This window comes from Hymenobacter sp. YC55, from assembly GCF_029433095.1.
Classification (GTDB): domain Bacteria; phylum Bacteroidota; class Bacteroidia; order Cytophagales; family Hymenobacteraceae; genus Hymenobacter.
Map to the genome: position 1 here is coordinate 77,721 of NZ_JARNTX010000005.1, position 17,225 is coordinate 94,945.

Annotated in this window: 10 protein-coding genes; 7 read left to right on the forward strand and 3 right to left on the reverse strand. The window is 54.7% G+C overall.

Features of this window, described 5'->3' with window-relative positions; all coding sequences use genetic code 11:
* The first annotated feature begins 245 nt into the window (after positions 1-245).
* Complete coding sequence (locus P1X16_RS25215; RefSeq protein WP_277234949.1) at positions 246-2,666, forward strand: sugar-binding domain-containing protein; 2,421 nt, start codon at positions 246-248, stop codon at positions 2,664-2,666.
* A gap of 193 nt (positions 2,667-2,859) precedes the next feature.
* Here P1X16_RS25215 and P1X16_RS25220 read toward each other — a convergent pair whose 3' ends face one another.
* On the reverse strand, positions 2,860-4,182 hold the full coding sequence (locus P1X16_RS25220) for a T9SS type A sorting domain-containing protein (RefSeq protein WP_277234951.1): 1,323 nt from the start codon (positions 4,180-4,182) through the stop codon (positions 2,860-2,862).
* Positions 4,183-4,451: 269 nt separating this feature from the next.
* On the opposite strand from P1X16_RS25220, the gene P1X16_RS25225 reads away from it, so the two are divergent.
* Positions 4,452-7,205, forward strand: coding sequence for a glycoside hydrolase family 78 protein (locus tag P1X16_RS25225; RefSeq protein ID WP_277234952.1), 2,754 nt, complete (start codon positions 4,452-4,454; stop codon positions 7,203-7,205).
* A 19-nt stretch (positions 7,206-7,224) separates the two neighbouring features.
* Here P1X16_RS25225 and P1X16_RS25230 read toward each other — a convergent pair whose 3' ends face one another.
* A complete protein-coding gene (locus P1X16_RS25230) occupies positions 7,225-8,220 on the reverse strand; it encodes a tyrosine-type recombinase/integrase (protein WP_277234954.1) in 996 nt (331 codons plus the stop codon).
* Positions 8,221-8,881: 661 nt separating this feature from the next.
* Here P1X16_RS25230 and P1X16_RS25235 point away from each other — a divergent pair.
* From P1X16_RS25235 to P1X16_RS25255, 5 genes are all read left to right on the forward strand, one after another.
* Positions 8,882-9,472, forward strand: a complete 591-nt coding sequence (locus tag P1X16_RS25235) for an RNA polymerase sigma-70 factor (RefSeq protein WP_277234956.1) — start codon at positions 8,882-8,884, stop codon at positions 9,470-9,472.
* Positions 9,473-9,551: 79 nt separating this feature from the next.
* Entirely contained in the window at positions 9,552-10,283 is a 732-nt protein-coding gene (locus P1X16_RS25240) for a head GIN domain-containing protein (RefSeq protein ID WP_277234958.1), read from the forward strand.
* Between the two features lie 106 nt (positions 10,284-10,389).
* Positions 10,390-11,454, forward strand: coding sequence for a FecR domain-containing protein (locus tag P1X16_RS25245; protein WP_277234960.1), 1,065 nt, complete (start codon positions 10,390-10,392; stop codon positions 11,452-11,454).
* Between the two features lie 41 nt (positions 11,455-11,495).
* Positions 11,496-13,304 carry a secretin and TonB N-terminal domain-containing protein gene (locus P1X16_RS25250; protein WP_277234962.1) on the forward strand — a complete coding sequence of 603 codons (1,809 nt, stop codon included), beginning with the start codon at positions 11,496-11,498 and terminating at the stop codon, positions 13,302-13,304.
* 283 nt (positions 13,305-13,587) lie between these two features.
* A complete protein-coding gene (locus P1X16_RS25255; RefSeq protein ID WP_277234964.1) occupies positions 13,588-15,915 on the forward strand; it encodes a TonB-dependent receptor in 2,328 nt (775 codons plus the stop codon).
* Positions 15,916-16,337: 422 nt separating this feature from the next.
* Here the strand turns inward: P1X16_RS25255 and P1X16_RS25260 are convergent, their stop codons facing one another.
* Positions 16,338-16,862 (reverse strand): CAP domain-containing protein, encoded by a 525-nt coding sequence (locus P1X16_RS25260; RefSeq protein WP_277234966.1) that lies wholly within the window; start codon positions 16,860-16,862, stop codon positions 16,338-16,340.
* Between the last annotated feature and the right edge of the window lie 363 nt (positions 16,863-17,225).

Sequence of the window (17,225 nt, forward strand, 5' to 3'; positions counted from 1 at the left end):
ACCGGTCATGCTGAGCGCAGTCGAAGCATCTCGCTCGAATCGCAAGGCAAGCGTTAGGGTTTACCACACTAGCGAGATGCTTCGGCTGCGCTCAGCATGACGGGTATAGTATCATGACGGATATACATTCAATGTCAGCGCACTACGCTTAGCATGAGTGGTGCTTAAGTAAATGGATGCCATAGTAGATGCTCGCCACAGAAAATAGCTAACAGCCGTTCCATCAGTGCCTTTTGTCCCACCCTATGAGAAGTAACTTTCTACTCCTGCTGCTTTTCGCTTGTTCCTGGTTTACTGTCCGCGCGCAAGCGCCGACGCCTCGCCAGCAACTACTCTTCAACGCCGACTGGAAGTTTCACCGGGGCGACGTAACGGCCGGCGAAAAGCCAGACTTCAACGACCAGGATTGGCGCCGCCTCGAACTACCCCACGACTGGAGCATTGAGGGACCGTTCAGCCAAGAGTGGGCCAGTGCTACGGGCTACTTACCGGGCGGCATCGGCTGGTACCGCAAAACGTTTGACGTGCCCGCTAGCTTCCGCGCCAAGAAGGTATTCGTGTACTTCGACGGGGTGTACAAAAACAGCGAAGTCTGGCTGAACGGCCATTTCCTAGGCAAGCGGCCCAGCGGCTTTGCGTCTTTTCAATACGAGTTGACGCCGTACCTCAACGCCAACGGCAAAAACGTACTGGCTGTGAAAGCCGACCATAGCCAGGTGGCGGATTCGCGCTGGTACACCGGCTCGGGTATTTACCGCAGCGTGTACTTGGTGGCTACAGCGCCGGTACACGTTGGGTTGTGGGGCGTGGGCTTCACCACGCCCGAGGTTTCGGCCAGCGCTGCAACGGGCAAGGTGACAGTAGCCGTCACCAATGCCACGGCCGCTGCCGCGAGCGTACTGGTGAAAAGTAAGCTGCTTGATGCGCAAGGCAAAGTGGTGGCTACCGGCCAGCAGCAAGTGCAAGTGAAACCCAACGTCGAAGCGCCGGCCGCCATGACCCTGAACATCAGCAAGCCCGCCTTGTGGTCGGTGGACAACCCACGGCTCTACAAGCTGCGGGTGGCGCTGTCGGTGCAGGGCAAAGTCACCGATGAAGTGGTAGAAGAAGTGGGCGTGCGTAGCATCCGGTTTGATGCCAACCAGGGCTTCTTTCTGAACGGGAAAAAACTCAAGCTCAAGGGTGTATGCCTGCACGACGATGCTGGTGCTTTAGGCGTGGCCGTGCCCCCAGAAGTGTGGGAGCGGCGTCTGCGGGCGTTAAAGGAAGTGGGCTGTAACTCTATTCGCATGAGCCACAACCCGCACGCTGATTACTTCTACGCTCTCTGCGACCAACTCGGCTTCCTGGTGATGGACGAGGCGTTTGATGAATGGGAAGAAGGCAAAAACAAGTGGGTGGAAGGCTGGAACGTGGGCACGCCCGCCAAATTTGGCACCCACGAGTACTTCAAGGAGTGGGCCGACCGGGATTTGCGCGACATGATTTTGCGCAACCGCAACCGCCCGTCCATCATCATGTGGAGCATCGGCAACGAAATCGACTACCCCAACGACCCGTACTCGCACGAGGTCCTGAATACCGGCCGCAACCCGCAGATCTATGGCAAAGGCTACCTGCCCGACCACCCGCCAGCAAGCCGCTTGGGCGAGCTAGCCAAGCACCTAGTAGCCGTAGCCAAGCAGGTAGATACTTCCCGGCCCATCACCGCCGCCTTGGCCGGTGTGGTCATGTCCAACTTCACTGATTACCCCGCGGCTCTCGACCTAGTAGGCTATAACTACCAGGAATTCCGCTACCCCGAAGACCACCAGAAGTACCCCAGCCGCGTGATTTACGGCAGCGAAAACGGCATGGGCCTTAAGGCCTGGAGGCCCGTTGATTCCTTGGCCTACATCTCCGCCCAGTACCTCTGGACCGGCATCGACTACATGGGCGAAGCCGGCAAGTGGCCCCAGCGCAGCAACGGCGCCGGCTTACTGGACCTGGCGGGCTTCCCAAAGCCAGAATACTACTTCCGCCAAAGCCTATGGTCAGATAAGCCCATGCTCTACCTGTCCGCTGCCGAGGCACCGAAAGCCGATGACCAAGCAGCCCGTAGCCACCGGCGCCTGCAGCCTACCTGGAATTGGCCCGCGGGTGCTACGGTCCGGGTGGTAGGCTTCACCAACGCCGACGCCACGGAGCTGTTTCTCAACGGCCAATCCTTGGGCCGCAAGCAGGGCCAGGAAATCTATTGGGATGTACCCTACCAGCCCGGCGAGTTGGTGGCAAAAGGCTACAAAAACGGCAAGGAAACAAGCCGTAGCACACTCAAAACCACTGGTGCTCCCGCTGCCATCCAAGCCACTACATATACCGGATCTACAGCCACCAAAGCGTCAGGCCTAACCCAAATCGAAGTCCGTATCACCGACCAAAACGGCCATTCAGTGACTACCGCTGCCAACGAAGTAACCGTAGGAATAGAAGGGCCAGCCAAGCTGCTCGGCATCGAAAGCGGCGACTTAGCCAGTCACGAAGACTACAAAGCAGCTAAGCACCTCGCTTACCAAGGCAAGCTGCTCGTCTACGTGCAGTCAACCGCGGCTAGTGGCACTATCAAAGTGTCGCTTCAGTCGCCGGGGCTGAAAGGGAAAGCCATTGAATTTCGGGCAGTTCAATAGCCTTCTGGGGCAAACAGTTCCTTGTAGGAATTGGGCTGTTGCAGGCAGAAGTTTGTTTACAACTTATGCGTGTAAAGCCACGAGCTTATTCTCTCATGATTATAGTCTCGATAGGGCCTAGATTATCATAAACGGACACGGGTCTCTTCCATTGATGGAAGAGACCCGTGTCCGTTTATGATAAACTGATGAATTAATTTTTCTTGCTAAATGTGCGCAGCAAGCGTCCCTCAGCCGAATTTATTTCAACTTGGTAAAGTCCCTCTGGAAGTTGGGCTACGTTCAATGTAGCTGTGCCATCCGATGATGACCCTTCCATGACCTGACTTCCTAAAAGATTGAGTACACGATAGTGCGCCATAGGAGGCAGAGCTAGCTGTAGATCTGTATGCACAGGGTTGGGGTAAATGCTTATTTGCTTTTCGGAAAAGGCTGTTACTACCGGAGAAAACGAGGTGGTACCATCAGAGTCAATTAGCAATAGCCGGTAGTAGTTCAGGCCCTGTAGCGGTTGCATGTCTTGGCTTGCATAGTGACGAGGTAACATGCTTTGCCCTTGTGCTGGCACCGACGCAACCGTGGTGAAGTGACGGCCATCGGCAGAGCGTTGCACCTCAAAACGAGCAGCATTCTGCTCACTTGCTGTCGTCCAGTTGATGCGAACCGCTTGTTCTGAATGAAGCGCAGTAAACGCTTTGAGGTTTACAGGTAATGGGCCACTACTACCAATCCGAACATCATCGATAAAGACTGCCGTTTTCCCTTGAGCAGCCACTGTTATTCTAACCTGAATTCGAGTGATATTTGGTCCAAACTCTAGTTTAACTGTGGAGTACCCTCGCGTGCTACTCAAGGTAGGTGGGGTGTTCCCTTGTGCCTGCGTAACATCAGTTGGCGATTCGACTGTCGTTAGAGAGGGAGTGGCCGTATTGATAGGGGCTGTCGTCGTAGCAATGCCAAGAGCATCAAAAGTAAAGATAGACCCATTTGAGATGCCATTTACCTGCAATGTCGGCGTGAAAGTTGACGACCCGTTGTAGGCGATGCTAACTAAAGCTCCGTTGTCGCTCGCAGCATTGGTGCTGTTATCGATGCCGCCGCCGCTATTGGTTTGGAAGGAAGCTAGGCGAAAGGTGAGGTAATTTCCTGTAAGAGCAGGAAATGAAACCTGGTTAAAGGTTAAAATGGCTGATTCCAGGCCCCCTCCTTGGTTGTTTACTACGCCATAGCCTGCTGTTCCTTGTGAAGCAACCGAGGCTGTGGTTGGGAAGGCATTTGTGTTGTTAGCGGAGGTTGCTTGTGCTAAGGTACCAGTGAATGTTCCCTTGTTAGCCGTGCCTGTAACCGTATAATTGAGTGTGCCGGCAAGGGTGCCGTTGCCATCAGGTTCAAATGTTTGCTGCAGATAAGATGACTGCGCGCTTGCTGTTTTGGAGCTGACTCCTAATAAAGTTGCGGCCAAGAAGACAGTACGAAGCGAAACGGAAGGGTGAAAAAGAGGTAAAGTGAAAAACATAAATTTGCAAAGGTGGTTGTAATATTTTTATAGGTCGCATCAAATATAGAGCTTTTGGTATTGGTAATATCTAGTTTTCACTTTCTATCATTAAATAAGGTTCTATCAGATTTAATGCGTCTATCAGGGTAAGTGTTTCGATGATGCACTACGATTATGTTCAGTGGTAATCTTGGACAGACGTGCATTCATACCTCGCTCTTATGACTCTGATGAGGTATAATGCATAGACATTGGTCTCGCAGCCAATTTGTTCGCGTTATTGCTATATGATCTTCCGTCATTGCTTTCAAGAAACCCTGTCGCTTGCTACCTTCTTTCGGACAGGCATTCTTTGGGTTAGCTTGTTGTTCGGGACTTTTACGGCCCGTGCTCAAACGCTAGGCTCACCCGTTGACCTACGGTGTGAATACTTAACTAATCCGCTGGGGCTGGATGCCTCCCAGCCCCGGCTGACCTGGCGACTCGATGACAGCCGCCGCGGCGCGGCCCAAGCAGCCTACCAACTTACCGTTGGGCCTGACTCATTGAGCGTAAGCCGAGGCAGCACCGCAGCGTGGACATCCGGTAAGGTGACTTCCGACCGCCAACTGGTAACCTACGCGGGGCCAGCCCTGCGGCCGTTTACGCGCTACTATTGGCGGGTGCAGGTGTGGAATCGCAGCGGAGCGCCAGCCCTGGTAAGCCGCGTGGCTAGCTTTGAAACTGGCATGATGCGCCAGCAAAACTGGCAGGGCGCCTGGATCAGTGACTCGCAGGACGAGGCGCTCAAACCCGCGCCATACTTCCGCAAAACGTTCTATCTGCCGCACAGCGTAAAAGCGGCGCGGGCTTACATTGCCGTGGCTGGGCTCTACGAATTATACATCAACGGTGAAAAAGTGGGCAACCACCGCCTCGACCCGATGTACACCCGCTTCGACCGCCGGACGCTCTACGTAACCTACGACGTAACCAAGTATTTGCACCCCGGCAAAAACGCAGTGGCTGTGTTGCTCGGCAACGGCTGGTACAACCACCAGTCCACGGCAGTTTGGGACTTTCACCAGGCTCCGTGGCGCAACCGCCCCGCCTTCTGCCTGGACCTGCGCGTTACGCAAGCCAATGGTTCGGTGGCAACCATCACGTCGGGTAAGGACTGGAAAACGGCCCTTGGGCCGTTGGTATTCAACAGCCTCTACACGGCTGAGCATTACGATGCCCGCCTGGAGCAGCTTGGCTGGAACATCGCCAATTTCGATGATGCCAGCTGGAAACCCGTCATCTACCGCAATGCGCCCTCCACCAATATTGTGGCCCAGGCAATGGTACCCATCCGCAACGTGGAAGCAATTCCAACGAAAACGCTCACCAAACTCAACGACACCACTTACGTGTTCGATCTGGGCCGCAATATTGCCGGGGTCAGCCATATTCGGGCGCAGGGTCCGGCTGGCACTGTGTTGCGGCTCAAGCACGCTGAACGGCGCTACCCCAACGGCCACGTAGACCAGTCGAATATTGACGTGCACTACCGGCCCACCGATAAGAGCGACCCGTTCCAGACCGATATTTTCACGCTGAGCGGCAAGGCTGAAGATGCCTTCATGCCGCGTTTCAACTACAAGGGTTTTCAATATGTGGAGGTAACCAGCAGCCGGCCCATCACCCTAACCGCAAGCAGCCTAACCGGCTACTTCATGCATAGCGACGTGGCCCCAACCGGGCAGGTAAATACTTCCAACCCGACCATCAACAAGATTTGGTGGGCCACCAACAACTCGTACTTATCCAACCTGTTCGGCTACCCCACCGATTGTCCGCAGCGCGAAAAGAACGGCTGGACCGGCGACGCGCACATCGCCAGCGAAACTGGCCTTTACAATTTTGATGGCATCACGGTGTACGAAAAGTGGCTGGCCGACCACCGCGACGAGCAGCAGCCCAATGGTGTGCTGCCCTCCATTGTGCCAACCGGCGGCTGGGGCTACGAGTGGGGCAACGGCCCGGACTGGACCAGCACCATCACCATTATTCCCTGGAACATCTACCTGTTTTACGGCGACCCTAAATTGCTGTCGGCCTGCTACGGTAACATCAAGCGGTATGTCGACCACATCAACGAGCAAAATCCCACGGGGCTTACGGAGTGGGGCTTAGGCGACTGGGTGCCCGTAAAATCGAAATCGCCGGTGGAGCTGACCTCTTCTACGTACTATTTCGTGGACGCATCCATTCTGGCCCAAGCGGCTAAAGTGCTCGGTAAGCGGGCTGATTACACGTATTATTCAGCTCTGGCTGAAAAAGTTAAAGCTGCAATCAACGCTAAATACTTGAACCGGGAAACCGCCGTGTACGGTAGCGGCTTGCAGACCGAACTAAGTGTGCCGTTGCGCTGGGGTGTAGTGCCCCCAGAGCTGAAAAGCCGGGTGGCAGCCAACTTAGCTAGTCGGGTGAAGGCGGATAATATGCACCTAGACGTAGGTCTGCTCGGCACAAAAGCCATTCTGGATGCTCTCAGCGAAAATGGCTACGCCGACGTTGCCTATGAGTTGGCCGCGCAAGAAACCTTTCCTTCCTGGGGGTGGTGGATTGCCAACGGCGCAACCACCCTCTACGAAAACTGGCCCATCGACGCCAAAAGCGACATTTCCCAGAACCACATCATGTTCGGCGAAATTGGGGCCTGGTTCTACAAGGGGCTGGGCGGCATCAAGCCCGACCCACAACGGCCGGGCTTTAAAAACATCTTGCTGACCCCGCACTTCGTAGCCGGGCTAGACCAGTTCGAGGCGACTCACAACAGCCCTTACGGCGAAATCAAATCGGCTTGGAAAAAAGTAGGTAAGGGCGTTTCGTATACCGTTACGGTCCCACCCAACACGACGGCTACCTTGTCTTTGCCCGTGGCAGCCGGGCAAAAGGTATATGAAGGCGGCAAACTGCTCGGGGTGGCTTCACCCCATATGCGTCTGGTAAAGTCTAGGGGTGAGACCGCCGATTATCAGCTAGTAGCCGGCACGTACCAGTTGGAAATCCGGTAAGCTGCCTTGGGGTGTTTCTTTATAAGCCTAGCTTTTGCGAAGCATTATGCTGCCGAATATTGTCGAGGCGCGTGTAGCGACGGATCATATCCGTGGTTTTGTGCTTCGTCTGGTTCATTACTTCACTATCGTCGGCGCCGTTGAGTTTGGCAATGGTGACGAAGGAAGCGCGCAGTGAGTGGGCCGTGTACTGGGCTCCGAGCCGCAGCTGCACAATCTCGTTTAAGCTAAACGTGCTTAGCCGGCGGCGGCTCAGGCGCTGCCCTTTATGAAACGACACAAACAAAGGGCCATCCGTGCGGCCGTGTTGTTCTAAGTGTGTTAGCCACTCCTTTACGGCGCGTACTGGGCAGCTGCGCCGGTCGGGACTAAAGAAAATGGCCTTCTCCTCGGCTTCACCTTTCTGGTTGGTTTTACTATGTGGCAAATCCACTACTAGTCCGTCTTCGTCGAAACGGAGGTGCTCGATATCAATGCTAGCTAGCTCGTCGCGGCGGAAGGCACCGGCCAGACCAAGTAACAGCAAGGCCCGGTCGCGCAATCCGTCGGGCCTCGTGGAATCGATGCCAAATAGCACGCGCTTGAAATAAGCCAGCGTAAAGGCGGGCGCCTGCTTTTGCCGCAATCTTTTCTCACGGCTGATGCCTTCCATCAGTTCCTTGAACTGACGGTCGTCGGTGGGCGTGGGCAAGCGGGCCAGTTGGTGTGCTTTGCTAATCGAAGCGCAGTGGCGTTGAATGGTGGCTACCTTTTTATTGGAATCAGCTAGCGAGGTTACAAAGGCCGCCACCGTCGGCACGTCGGCAGGCAGCGACTCGCGGCCGTGCTCCAAGCACCAAGTCGTGAAACGCTGCCAGTCGCCCGCGTATGCCCGTTGCGTGTTCAGTGCTCCTTGTTGTCCTGTGGTGACATACCGCGCCGCCGATTCGGCGTAGTCATCGATGCTGCGCGCTGCACCAAGTTGCTGTATTGGAATTATGGGCAGGTTTTGGTCTTCGGACTGTGCTTGATCCATGAGAAAAGCAATGAGTTTCGTCGCTTTATATGCTAAATTCCGTTTAACTATCTTATAATCAACAAATAACGTTAAGTATGCCGTTATACTGCCTGCAATATAAAGTAATTACCCTCGATAAGTAAACATTATCAAGGGTAATTCGAAATTATAGCGTGAGTATACAGTAGCAAATGCATAATGCTGCATCCTCGGAAGAGCTTGAGTTGTGTGAATGCGACAGTGGCTTGCATGCAATTGAAATAATGAAAAGCTACTCATAATATCTTTTCCATGTAGTAGATTAAGGCAACGAGCTATAGCAGTTGCTGTAGGCATATGTTTTAGTATAAAAAAGGTTTATAAATCTAGGCAGGTTCTATTAGCTCCAACTTTATACAAGGACTAGAAATGCTTTTGACTGTACAGTGACGGTTTCAGCAGCATTTAACTTATTTTTTATATAGAGAAAAATAGATTGATTTGAGATGGTGCATGAAATGGCAAATCCGTATTGTTGCACCCGTGTAACTAGCATGGGCATAGAGTAATTCGCTAATCCTGTAAAGAGCGATTATTGAATAGCTATTCACCATGACATTTACATCTAGTGCTTGGCGGGTCATGGGATGATTCGCGAAAGTAGGTTCGGAAACTGCGACCCACTTTTCTGATAACCATTATGCTTACCGCTATTGACGCTGCTGCTACCCTCGAACTTCGCTTGGCGGAGTTGCAGCGCAATAACCCGGAGGCATTTATGGAAGCGTTATTTAAGGCGTTTTACCGGTCGTTGGGTAACGTTGTATTTCAGGTGGTGCAAGACCGTGACGTAGCCGAGGATCTCGTGCAGGATGTACTGCTGAACGTGTGGAAAAACCGGGACACGCTTCAGATTACTACTACCTACAAAGCGTACCTGCACCGAGCTGCTATGAACGCTGCCCTGCGCTATGCCGAGCGACAAAAGCGCCAAGTCAGCCTCGAGCAAGCTGGCAGCCCAGACTTCGGAACCAACAGCACTGCCGAACATATGGACGGGCAAGAGGCCGAGCAAGCCGTAGCCGCAGCCCTGGCCGCGTTGCCGCCCCAATGCAGGGCCGTGTTTCTTTTGAGCCGGCAAGAAGGCTTGAGCTACCAGCAAATAGCCGACACGTTGGAAGTAGCTCCCAAAACCGTGGAAAACCAAATGGGCAAGGCCCTGCGGCTGCTTCGCCAGCATTTGAAAGGCTTTTTCTCGGGTGCACTTCTGCTGTTGCTCGGTCTGCTATAAATTTTTTTGAGGGGCGCGTAGGGGTAAGCGGCGGGTTGTGGCTCTTAAAGACAAACTCTAACCTTATCTTCTTCCAGTCATGAAAACTAACTGGCTTCTACTCTCCTTTTTGTCGGTGCTTGCACTTTCTTCCTGCAACGACGAACACAACTTAATTGGGCCCCGAGTGCGCGGCACCGGCCCCACCGAGTCGGAAATCCGAACGGTAGACAATTTCAACCGCGTGGACCTCAAGATGGACGCCGAGGTGATCCTGACGCAGGGTAGCCCGCAGCAAGTACGCGTGGAAGCGCAGCGCAATGTGCTCGATGTGCTGGAAACCGAACTGAATGGGGATGAGCTACAACTCGAATTTAGCCGGGTGAATGTGCGCGACCATGACCCCATCAAGATCTATATCACGGTGCCCAACCTTACGGAAGTGCAGCTTTCGGGCTCCGGTAAAATTCGCAGCAGTGCGCCTTGGTCAGCGAGCAGCTGTGAAGTGAAAGTATCGGGTTCGGGCAGCGTAGCAATGGACTTCACGCAAGCTACCAGTTTGCGCACCAACGTTTCGGGCTCGGGCGAAGCGCAGGTGAAAGGGGTTTCGCAAAGCCACAATATCAACATTAGCGGCTCGGGACAAGTGAAAGCCACCGACCTAACCACACAGGACACGTACGTGGCCATTACGGGTTCGGGGCGTAGCTACGTGCGGGCCGAACGGACTTTGAGCGCGGAAATCAGCGGCAGCGGAACAGTGTACTACAAAGGCAGCCCGACCATCAACACCCGCATTACGGGCTCGGGGCGGGTGCTGGCCGACAAGTGAAAATTTGCTTTGCTGCGAGTGAACTGCTAAACTGCCGGCTGTGCCGTTTTCCAGCGGTTGACCCCCAAAGTGCCGTATCCGCAGAGTTCAGCTGTTGACTTGATTCATGCCTGACTTGTATTCCGACGCAGAGCAAGCTCCTTGGGAGTTGCTGGCCAAGCACTTGGCAGGCGAAGCTACGGCGTCGGAGCAACAAGAACTGCATGCCTGGGTTACGGCGGCGCCCGCCCACTTGCCGCTCCTGACCGATGCCACGCGCGCTTGGGAACGGGGTGGTACGGTTGCCGAAGTTTTCACGGAAGCCGATGTAGAGCCAGCTTGGCAGCGGTTTCGAATTGCCGCCGATTTGGCGCCGCAACTGGTACCATCTCCAGCTCCAGCCGCGCCTGTAGGGCGCACGGTGCCGCTGTGGCCCGCTGCGCAGCCCTTGTTCCGGTTGGCCGCGGCAGTGTTGCTGCTCGTGGGTGTGTGGGCCTTGCTCCGCCCTCTGCTTACCCGTACGCCGGAGATGATAACTGTGGCAGCTGGTGCGCAGCGCCGGCAAGTGGCCCTGCCCGATGGCAGCCAGGTGTGGGTGAACCGCAACTCCACTTTGCGGTATGCGGCCGAGTTCAGCGAGTCAGCCCGGGAAGTACAGCTACAAGGCGAGGCGTTTTTTGAAGTGAAAAAAGCGCACGGGCAGCCTTTCACTGTGCTTACTCCCGACACCCGCACTCGGGTACTAGGCACGTCGTTTAACGTGCGGGCCTACAACACGGAGGATTCGGTGGAAGTATCGGTAGTGACTGGCCGTGTAGCTTTCAGCCCGCTGCAACGGTTGAGTGCCGCTGCCGATTCGGTGCTGCTTACACCGGGCTTGCGTGGGGTGATTCGGCGGGCTATACCGGCAGCGGCCGTGCAAAAGCCTATCGTAGACCCAAACTTCCGGGCTTGGCAGCGCGACGAGCTAGTGTTCGATAACCAAACCTTAAGCCAGGTAACGCAAACCCTAAGCCGCTACTACAACGTGCCCGTGACGCTGGCGGACTCGAGCTTAAATCAGTGTCGCTTCACGGGTACCTTTGTGCGCACCGAGCTAGGCCAGGCTTTGCGCGTGGTAAGCTTATCGACCAACCTTTCCGTGAACAAATCTGGTACGGGCTACACATTCAGTGGAACGGGCTGCCACTAGCGCCTAACCGCTTTCTTCTACCGCTTACTACCCTATTTGCTATGCTAAACCGCATATGCTTGGCCGTAGCCTTGTTTTTTTCGCTGGCTGGTCAACCCGCCTTATCCCAAGGCCGGCCGGGCTCGGTGCTTGACCGCAAGGTGACCGTCGTATTCAACCAAGCCCCACTAGAGTCGGTGCTGCGGACGCTGCGGCGTCAGTACGGGCTACGGATTTCGTACAGCAACACGGCCCTTAACCTACAGCAGCCGGTGACGCTGAACGTGCAAAACCAATCCTTGCGCGCCGTCCTGAACACGGTTCTCGCCGACAAAAACATTGGGTATGAACTCGTTGGCGACCAAGTGGTGCTGCATCCGGCCCGGAAAGAGAAACCGCAATCCGCACCGAACCCTGGTACTTCTTCCGCCGGCAAAGCATCCAGCACCGACTCAGGCCCATCCTCTTCGCCAGCAGGCTCCTCGGCTACTGTGTCGGCCACCAACTCAACGGCCGCTGGCGGTAAACTCGCCAGCACAACTCCTGCGAAGCGGCGCGCTGCTAAGCCAACCGCAGGCAAACCAACAACTCCAAAGTCACCCGGAGTAGGAGTAGCTAGTTCGGGACGCGGGCCAACTACTGGTGCGCAGGTTGCAGAAAAGAAGGTAGCAGTCCGCCAGCCTATCACCTCACCCGCAACCGACTCAAGCGCCACCGCGGGTGCCAAAGTTTCGGCACCCGTGGCCTCAGATTCCGTAGCCCCCGCAAAAGAGCCGGAAGAGCTGGCGCGCCCTACGCTCACCAAAAAAGCGCAGATATCGTTTCTTGGCCCGCTAGGCTCAAATGGTCTGCGGAGCGGGCAAACTGTAAACAAAATGTCCCTGAACGTGCTGGGCGGTTACGCGGCCGGGGTAGATGGCTTTGAAGCAGCAGGTCTTTTCAACGTGGACCGCGACACGGTCGCCGGCACTCAGCTGGCTGGCCTTGCTAATATAGTAGGTCGCCACCTCGATGGGTTTCAAGGGGCAGGCCTAATGAACGTAGTGGCTGGTGGGGGTACGGGTTGGCAGGCGGCGGGCTTACTTAACGTGGCTACCCGTCCTCTGAACGGTGTGCAAACGGCCGGCTTATTCAACTACTCCGGTCTCGCAAAGGGAAGGCCAGCCAGCGACAACCAAAGTCAAGGCACTGAGTCTGAATCCGGCTCCCGCCATGGTACGGTACAGGCTGCTGGTCTCTTCAATGTTTCGCCCGAAGTGCGCGGTGTGCAAGCGGCCGGCTTGTTCAACGCGGCAGGCACCGTGCATGGCGTGCAGTTAGCCGGGTTGTTCAACGTAGCCGATTCGGTTGATGGCGTCAGCATTGCCCCCTTCAACTTTGTGCGCCGTGGCTACCACCGCGTAGAGGCCGTTAGCACCGAGTCTTGGCCGGTGGGTTTGGCCTTGAAGCTAGGAGGTTCGCCGCAGTTCTACACGTTCTTAGCAGGCACTTACGACGGGTTTGGGAGTGGCAACCGCCGTTGGGCTCTTGGCTACGGAGTTGGTACCGAAATGCTGGCTCGCCACCGTCTGAGCGTCAACCTAGACGCTCTTGCCCTGCAGGTAAACGAAGCGCAACGCGGTTGGACCGACGATCTGAACCTACACAACCAACTGCGCCTGCTCGTGGGTCTGGCACCTTTCAAAGCGGGAGGACACTTTCGTTTCGTGGCTGGCCCTACGGTGAGCGTACTCGTCACGCAACGCTACGATGCCGAGACCGGGCAGATACACTCCAACCTAAGCGATAACCGTCGGCTCTGGTTAAATCAGGGGAGCGCTGCTACTCGCGTGCTAGGCTGGTTTGGCTACTGCGCCGGGGTGCGCTTTTAAGCTGGTGGCTCCCAAAGTAGGGAGCTTTGTCGGGCATCTTGCTTGAAAAATAATTGCCAGCGCACGTAGGGGTAAGCAGCCACTTGCGCGTCTTGTCCATGGAACGTTCCTCACGCGGCTGCGCGTAGCCGCTACCCTTCTGCTTTGCCTAGCTACAACGCTTGGCTTCTCTAACTTCTTGACTTTCAATCGACAGCCTTCACTTGCTGCCTAGGCTGCGCCATGCCTTCAAAATTCAACTGAAATGCGGTGTATATTCTTGTTAATCAGCTTGTTCGCGTTGTTGGCGTCCGAAACTTATGCTCAGGGATTGAGCCAAACCATTCGGGGGCGCATCCTCGACCGGGAGTCGCAACAGCCTTTGGTGGGTGCTACGGTGGTGGTGCTTAGCGTTAGTCCGCCCCGCGCCGTTACCACCGATGCTACGGGTACTTTCAAAATCGAGCAAATACCCGTTGGTCGCCACACGCTTAAGATTAGTTTCCTGGGCTATGAAGAGCAGACTATTCCGGAATTGCTGCTAGGCTCAGGCAAAGAACTGGTCCTCAATCTAGGGTTGAGCGAGTCTTTCGCTGGGCTAAACGAAGTGGTAGTGACCGGGGAGCGGGAAAAAGGCACCGCCCGCAACGACATGGCAACTGTTTCGGCTCGTTCGATTTCTGTGGAGGAAAGCAAGCGCTACGCCGCCAGCCTCTCCGATCCGGCCCGTACAGCCCAAACGTTGGCTGGGGTGTCGGGTACGTCGAGCGGGGATTTAAACAATGAGATTGTGGTGCGGGGCAATTCGCCGCGGGGGTTACTTTGGCGCATCCAAGGCGTGGAAGTGCCTAATCCCAACCACTTCTCCGACGCGGGCGCCAGCGGTGGGGCCGTGAGCGTACTGAGCACCAACGTGCTCAGCAACTCCGACTTTTTTACCGGCGCCTTTCCGGCCGAGTATGGCAACGCCTTATCCGGGGTGTTTGATGTGAGGCTACGGTCCGGCAACAACGAAAAGCGCGAGTATGCTTTTCAGGCCGGAGTGTTGGGTGTTGAGTTTGCGGCCGAAGGTCCTCTCAGCAGCAACTCAAAAGGTTCGTACTTGGTGAACTACCGCTACTCTTCGCTGGCGTTGCTCAACAATCTAGGGCTGGACTTGACCGGCGACGGAGGCGTGCCGAAATACCAAGACCTCGCCTTCAAACTTGACATGCCTATTGGCCGCCACAAACTCGCAGTGTGGGGTATTGGGGGCCTGAGCAGCACCAGTTCACGCGCCGCCCGCGACTCCACCCAGTGGGAGCGGTACTACGAACGGTTCGACGATAAAGCCTCGTCGGATCTAGCCATCGGTGGCATCACCTATACGCATGTGCTCAACGACCAATCTTACTTAGAAGCCGCCCTTACCGGTTCCGGCGACCGGCATGCCTACCAAGCACACGAGCTAAGCGAAGGTTACGCCCGGATTCTCGACGATGATGAGCGGTACGTGAATACGTCGGTGCGGGCTTCGGTGCTCTATAATTACAAGCTCAACGCCCGGCACACCTTTCGTACCGGGGCTATAGTTAGTCGGTTGGGTTTTGATGCGCGCAACGGCTTCCGGTCCGATGAGTATGGCGGGCAGTTTGTCCAGTTTCTGCAACAGACCGGCCATGCTACCTCTACCCAGGCATACGGGCAGTGGAAGTACCGCGCCACCGAGCAACTTACCTTCACGAGCGGGATGCACGTGTTGCATTTTGGGCTCAACAGCAATACCGCAGTGGAACCTCGGGTGGGGGCCCGCTGGGCTTTCTCTCCCAAACAGTCTATTTCGGCGGGTCTGGGTCTGCACAGCCGTTTGGAAGCGCCGTTTGTGTACTACACCCGGCTGCCGCAGGCCGATGGCAGCTACCGTGAAACGAACCGGGACCTGGGCTTAACCCGCGCCGTGCACTATGTGCTTAGCTACGACAACTTGCTGCGCGAAGACCTGCGCTTGCGTGTGGAGCCTTACTACCAATATCTCTACCACGTAGCCATTAGCCCGGACCCGCCCAGCACATTTGCCGCCCTCAACTACAGCGGTGGGGCACCTTCTGAGGCATTGGTAGCCCGTGGCCGCGGCCAGAACTATGGCGTAGATGTTACGCTCGAAAAATACTTCACCAGCCGTTACTACTTCCAACTTACTGGCTCGCTCTATGACGCACGCTACCGCGCCGCCGATGGAAAGTGGCGCAATACCCGCTACAACGGCAATTTTGTCGCTAACGCCTTAGGGGGTCGGGAGTTAAAAGTAGGCCGAGGCGACAACAACCTCGTGGGGCTAAACCTGCGTCTGTTGTGGGCCGGCGGCAACCGCTACACGCCCGTAGATATTGCCGCCTCTCGTGAGGCTGGCTACGGTATTCTGCGCGAAGACCAAGCTTGGTCGGAGCAAGGGCCAGCTTACTTCCGGCTTGATCTGCGAGCAAGCTACCGCAAAAACCGCCCGCACGCTTCGCACATCATTTCTTTGGACCTACAGAACGCCACCAACAACCAGAATATCTACGGGCGCTTCTACGACCGGTCTTCCCAGCAAATCGAAACGTCCTACCAAACCTCCTTAGTCCCGTTTCTCAACTATCGTATTGAGTTCTAGGCTGAATGGCCACTATGGTTCACAACCCAGGTAAGCGTACTGTAGTAGCCGCACCCAAGTTGCTGGTACACTGCTCGTTTCTATTGCGGTGCATATACTTCAACGTCCAGTTATCACTATGCTGCCCGAAGCATTAGTGTTACGATAGCAATTTGGCCTTCAAGATGACGGAATACAGCAGCGTTTATATACTAAAACTCTTATTTGGCAAATGTTTCAGAGTATAAAAAAGTATATTTTATATCAAATTTTTTTACTTTTATATACCAAATCATTGTCATGTTCTTAAACTCTTACTCAACTTTTCTTTAGCTGTTTTTTTTGCCTGGTGTTAAACCCACACTGGTGCAGCACAAGATTAGGAAACCACCAGTAAACCCGTTTGTGCTTACATGCAATCCTAATAGCTGTACCCTAACTCACTAAATACAGAAGACCATAGAGTTTTGAAGTTCATCACCATCATAGATAGTTGCAATACCTACTTTCGTCGGATTTGGGTCTAGGAGAGCTGCGTTGTGCTTAGGAGATAGTATATAAGCCCGCAGAATTTGAGTTTCAATGCTTCTCAGTTTATCAGGACGCATACCCCGAAATCGTACGCAGTTTTCAAACCCATAGCTCATGAAGCCATTAGCTTTCTCAAACTCATGCCCAACGGCAGCTAGGCGTTGCCGGGGAGTTGGGTAGTAAGGATGGTAATGCCCATGGGTCCGGTGGGTTATGTTGTAGACTGCCTGCATGCGGGCCGCCCGGCAAGCCGTTTCACTCAGTACCAATGGTGGCAATCCGGCGTGCTGCCGATAGTCATTAAGCTGCCTAAGGAGATTAGGTGTGGTCCTTAAATCAGTTACACTAACAGCAGGTGCTGCAGTCGTCACCTTTGAACCAGTGGTATTGGTGAACGGAACAACCCACAAAAGCAGAAGAAGGGCGAGATAATTCATGGGACACTAAGGGCGCTGAGATGCAGAGCGATTGGTGAGGTTGTGAGCGTAAATGGCAGACTGAAGAGTTATGTCGTGGAGCTTGCACAGAAGTCCGTGCCTCATCAATGCGGAATTTGTAAGCCAGTAACCGAGAACGATGAGCTAAAACAAGAGAGTTCGGCTCACTCACAAACAGTATTAAAAATTTTCCTAATCGAAGACGAGCCACTAAGAAGTAAGCGCGTAATCAAAGGGCGTGCCGCATAATGGCAAGCACGAGCACAAGAGACGAGACTAAGAAGCTCGCAACCAGAGAAACTTAACTAAAATCTAGTTTAGAACGCGTACACAATGTTTTTAGTACGCCTTCCCTCCTATTTA